This window comes from Aestuariivivens sp. NBU2969 (assembly GCF_019931125.1).
Taxonomy (GTDB): domain Bacteria; phylum Bacteroidota; class Bacteroidia; order Flavobacteriales; family Flavobacteriaceae; genus Aestuariivivens; species Aestuariivivens marinum.
Genome location: NZ_JAIOUU010000047.1, coordinates 1 through 4,515, shown reverse-complemented (window position 1 = coordinate 4,515; position 4,515 = coordinate 1). Strand labels below are relative to the sequence as shown.

The following is a 4,515-nucleotide window of genomic DNA, read 5'->3' as shown; positions in this document are numbered from 1 at the left end:
TTTGTTGATTACAACTTAGTATTGTTAAAGTAAAAAGGAATAATGAGTAGATAGATGGTTTCATATGTTGAATTATTTAATTGTGCCTAACGTTTATGTATAAGGAAAGTTGCGTGTTTGTGTGCAAGGATTTTCCGAAGGAAAATCAGAAGCTAGCAAACGAGCAACTAAACTTTGGTTTAGCTAAAACTAGCAATTTTTTTTATACGGTGTTGTGCGTAGTTTTTATTATTCCGTTAAAAATATTTCTTTAATTAATTCTATTCGGGTTTTTAATAAATCAGCATTTTCAATGGTCGGTTCACTTGGTACAGGAAAACATTCCTCCAAAGATTGTCCATTTTTAACATTATCAATCCAATCCTCCATTAAGTCACAGTAAACTTCTATTGCTTCCATTCCAGAAGTCACAGTTTTGTCCAGATAAACAGTTGGTAAGTCGCCAACAATAACCCAAATAAAATCATCAACATTTTCATTTATAGGCTCAATTTCAAAAAGAAAAACTCCAATTATGTCGTAAGAACTAAATCCACTGTCGTACCAAGATTTTTTTATTTTCAAACACCAGTCAAAGCTTTTTAAATAGTTTTCCGCTTCTTTCTGTAAATTTAAAACGCAATGAATTTCGTCCATTTCGGTTAATTCATTTAGTAAATCTTCGTTCATAAATCGTAAAATTCTGTTTTCTTGGTACTGTTTCTCAAATTACGCACAACGGTCTCGTGTATGATTAGTTGCGGAAAAATCAGCGAGATTTTTCCGCCGTAGCACTAAAGTAATTAATTCGAGTGAATTTCCGTTTAGGAAATTCCGCCGCAATTAATTATACACGTTGTTGTGTGTAGTTGTTTTATTTTCTCAATTCGTAATTTTCAATAATTTCAAAACCTAACAAGCCTTTATTCGTGATAAATTCAATTGTTTTATATTCTGAATAATTTTTCTTTAAACTATAATGTTCTGATAAGTTTCGTTTATTTATCTCTCCATTTTTTTCAAAATATACTTTCGGGTTATTTCTTCTGATTCTTTTTCTTCCTCCAGTTTTATGTTGAGTAATTTTTTCAATTCTGTATTCTATATTATTGGATTCATTCTGTTTTCCAATATAATTCAGTCCGAGTAAGGTTCCATTTATAAGGTTTCCAAATATTAAAGTAGTTCCTATCATAATTAAAAGACAAACAGAAAACATGTATAGTTTCAATTTTGAACCTTTAATTTTTCTATAGTTTTCAGGATTGAGTAATTCCATTTTCTTTATGAAATAAAGTCCTGAAATTAAGCCACAAAGTATTAGACTCAACCAAAATATAGTGTCATTGTAAAAAGTTAAATCTAATAATAAGTAAACTATGAAATGAAAGATTCCGCCAATTATTACAAACAATTTGTAATTCAGTGATTTTCCTTTTTTCTTCTTTTTATGTTTCTTTTTCTTCTTCTTCATTTCTTAATTACACACAACGTTTTGTGTAAGGATAGTTGCGTGTGCGAGCAACTAACTTACTAAAAATGGAACGAACCAGAGGAAAATCCGTAGGATTTTCCGAGTAGGCAAGAACCAAGCAATTATTTTTACACGGTGTTACCACACGTATTTATTTATCTATAGTTAAGAACTCCTCAAATAATTTAATATCTGTAGTATATCCTTGTTCTTTTATTTTATTCCCATTTTTATCTATTATCACAAAGTAAGGTTGAAAATTATTCTTGAATTTTGTTATTTGTAATTCAGAATGTTTTTGTCCAATATATTTGAGAGGTTTTTCGTTTGTTTTAGATTTTGTTCGCTCATTTTCTGGTAAACTTTTTCTATCGTCAACATATAGGTTAACAAAATAAAACTCATTTTTAAGTTTTTCAGTAATTGAACTACTGGAAAGGACATAATGCTCAATTTTTCTTGCATTTACACAAGCATATCCTGTAAAATAAAGCAGTAATGGTTTTTTTAATTCAATTGACTTTTTTAAAAGCTCTTCGTAATTGACATTACCAGCGTTTTTAAAAATCCCGTTATATTCTTTTTTAGTTGACGACTCATTTTCTAGCTGTTTAGGTTTTTGGGTTTCTCTGAAATTTGCAAAAACTTCTTTATACGTTTTTTCTGGATTAGAATGCTCTTTTAAGTAATCGTAGAATTTGTCTATAAATTCATTTGAGGTTTGTAGTTTTTGTAAAAGAAGTTTATCCTCTTCCCAGTTATTTATATCTGCTTTTCTTTTCTCTAATTCATTGGAAATTTTAAAGAGTTCTATTGTTTTTCCGTATTGTGGAGTTTGTTTGATTTCCATTATTTTGTCAAACAGGTTTTGGTAGGTTACTTTTCCATTATTTTCACTTATTAAAGGAACTAATAATGTTCCCAAAATTGGTCCGTTAGTAAAAAAGTCAGCATCAATTTGTTCCAATCCACAATCCGTTAATTTTGAAAAAGTGTCATTCAATATGTTTAAATCACTTTTTTCCGAAAAAGTTAAATTAATTTCTTTAGATAAAATTTTTTCACAATCCGTTTGAGAATAAGATAATTCTATTGAAAATTGGAGTAAAAAGATGATTAGCAATGTTCTTTTCATATGTGTGGTAACGGTTTGTGTAAGGATAGTTGCGAGCAACTAACTTACTAAAAATGGAACGAACCAGAGGAAAATCCGCAGGATTTTCCGAGTAGGCAAGAACCAAGCAATTATTTTTACACGGTGTTGTAGCACGTTTTTTTAATTCATTAGTATTATTACAATTCCGACTAAAAAGCCAATTCCAATTAGTCGATTATTAAATTGGTGTCCAAATTCGTCAAAATGGTCTTTTGAGTTTTTTGGTCCATCTATATATTCTCTGTAACTGAATTTTGGTCTTTTAAAAATTGTTCTCCAAATTGACCCATAAATCCAACGTATTGTTCCACCTATGTAGTTGAAAATATATCGACCGATTATGATTTGAAATAAGTCCATTTATTCAGTTCTAGTAATTTTGATGTCATCTTCTGTTTCAAATTCCCCGTCTGAACCTGCCGAAACAATCAAAAATCCAATTCCGCTTTCATTCACGGAATATTGGTAAGGTCTATTCCACGAGTCCGTTTTCCATTCCTGTCGCATCGGATTATTTCCAATTAATTCATTTAAGTCAGTTGGGTAAGTTCCAAATTTTTCTTTCCAATTTTCCATTCGTTCAGTTATCTCCTTAATTTCTTTTTTTGTCTTTTTTGGGAAAATTGATATTCGCTGGTAACTAAAAAATAGAAATGCACTTATAATTCCGATTGCCAAAACTGAAATAACCATTATCGAACTTGGTTGCAGAAAATACCTTTGAAACGGTCTTTTCTTTCCGTCAGCTTTTTCCTTTTTCGAGATTTTTTTATGGTGTTTATAATCTTCACGAATCAGTCCAAAGTTTACTAATATTTCTAAAATTAGTTCGGTCATTCAAATGTGCTACAACGCAGGGATATGTTTACTGGTGTATATACCCCTACTATATATATCTTTAAAAGTAAACATATCCACCATATACGGTAGGTGTATAAACCAGAAGTATTTAAAATCAAATATAGGGAAATAACTTAGGTAAATGTTTTGGGGGAATATAAAAACTCAAAAATAACCTGTCAAATTTGTCTATGCCAACTTACCAAGGTTTTTGATGGAAAACATGTAGTATTAGTTTAAGAAACAGAAGAAGACAGGCGTAGTTTTTAAGTGCAAATCTTGATTTAAGAAAATAAATGCAGTATATTTAAGTTATAAAAAATAAGCCTCTTCTGCACGCAGATATTCACCAACATGATTAAGAAAATCTACTTATTACTATTACTCCCCTGTTTGTGTTTTTCTCAAATACCATCTTACTATAATAGTATAGATTTTAATCAAAATGGACAACCTTTAGAATCTGATTTAGCCCAACTAATAACAAATACACATACAACAGAACTACCCTATACCTCGAGTCAACCAGATACTTGGGATGCCGTAAAACAAACAGATTTAGTTCCTGGAGATTCAGACAATGTATTACTGTTTTATGGGTACGATGATAATGATGGAAACTCAGAAACAGATTATACCAGGGATAAGGATTTATCATGTCATACTACTTCCTGTACAGGGTTATTTAATAGGGAACATGTATACGCCAGGTCAATTGCTACCCCTGCTTTAACAACAGATGAACCAGGACCAGGAACTGATGCCCATAATTTAAGGGCTTGTGACGGGGATATGAATACCACCAGAAGCAATAGACTATTTGAAGAAGGAGCAGGTAATTCACATATTACAGGAAGTGGTAATTGGTATCCAGGTGACGAATGGAAAGGAGATGTAGCCCGCATAGTTATGTATATGTTTTTAAGATACCCTACCCAGTGTCCAGCAAATGATATCGGAACGGGAGCAAATACGCATAATGCAGGGATGCCAGATGTATTTCTACAATGGAATGTAGAAGACCCTGTTTCTGAATATGAAACCCAGAGAAACACTGTTTTAGAGG

General features: G+C 31.2%; 5 protein-coding genes. 1 reads left to right on the top strand and 4 read right to left on the bottom strand.

Features of this window, described 5'->3' with window-relative positions:
* Nucleotides 1-228: 228 nt before the first annotated feature.
* The 4 genes from K7G79_RS14590 to K7G79_RS14575 all read right to left on the bottom strand — a co-directional run bounded on the left by K7G79_RS14590 (nucleotide 229) and on the right by K7G79_RS14575 (nucleotide 3,446).
* Nucleotides 229-669 (bottom strand): hypothetical protein, encoded by a 441-nt coding sequence (locus K7G79_RS14590; RefSeq protein WP_223552332.1) that lies wholly within the window; start codon nucleotides 667-669, stop codon nucleotides 229-231.
* Between the two features lie 184 nt (nucleotides 670-853).
* The gene (locus tag K7G79_RS14585) at nucleotides 854-1,453 is read right to left on the bottom strand and encodes a hypothetical protein (RefSeq protein WP_223552331.1); all 600 of its coding nucleotides are present in this window, start codon (nucleotides 1,451-1,453) and stop codon (nucleotides 854-856) included.
* A gap of 151 nt (nucleotides 1,454-1,604) precedes the next feature.
* Nucleotides 1,605-2,588 (bottom strand): thioredoxin family protein, encoded by a 984-nt coding sequence (locus K7G79_RS14580; RefSeq protein WP_223552330.1) that lies wholly within the window; start codon nucleotides 2,586-2,588, stop codon nucleotides 1,605-1,607.
* Nucleotides 2,589-2,969: 381 nt separating this feature from the next.
* Nucleotides 2,970-3,446: a type II secretion system protein GspG gene (locus K7G79_RS14575; RefSeq protein ID WP_223552329.1), complete on the bottom strand. Its 477-nt coding sequence runs from the start codon at nucleotides 3,444-3,446 to the stop codon at nucleotides 2,970-2,972.
* 357 nt (nucleotides 3,447-3,803) lie between these two features.
* Between K7G79_RS14575 and K7G79_RS14570 the strand changes: the two genes are divergently transcribed.
* Nucleotides 3,804-4,515, top strand: a 712-nt coding sequence (locus K7G79_RS14570) for an endonuclease (protein WP_223552328.1), incomplete at its 3' end; no start/stop codon positions are given.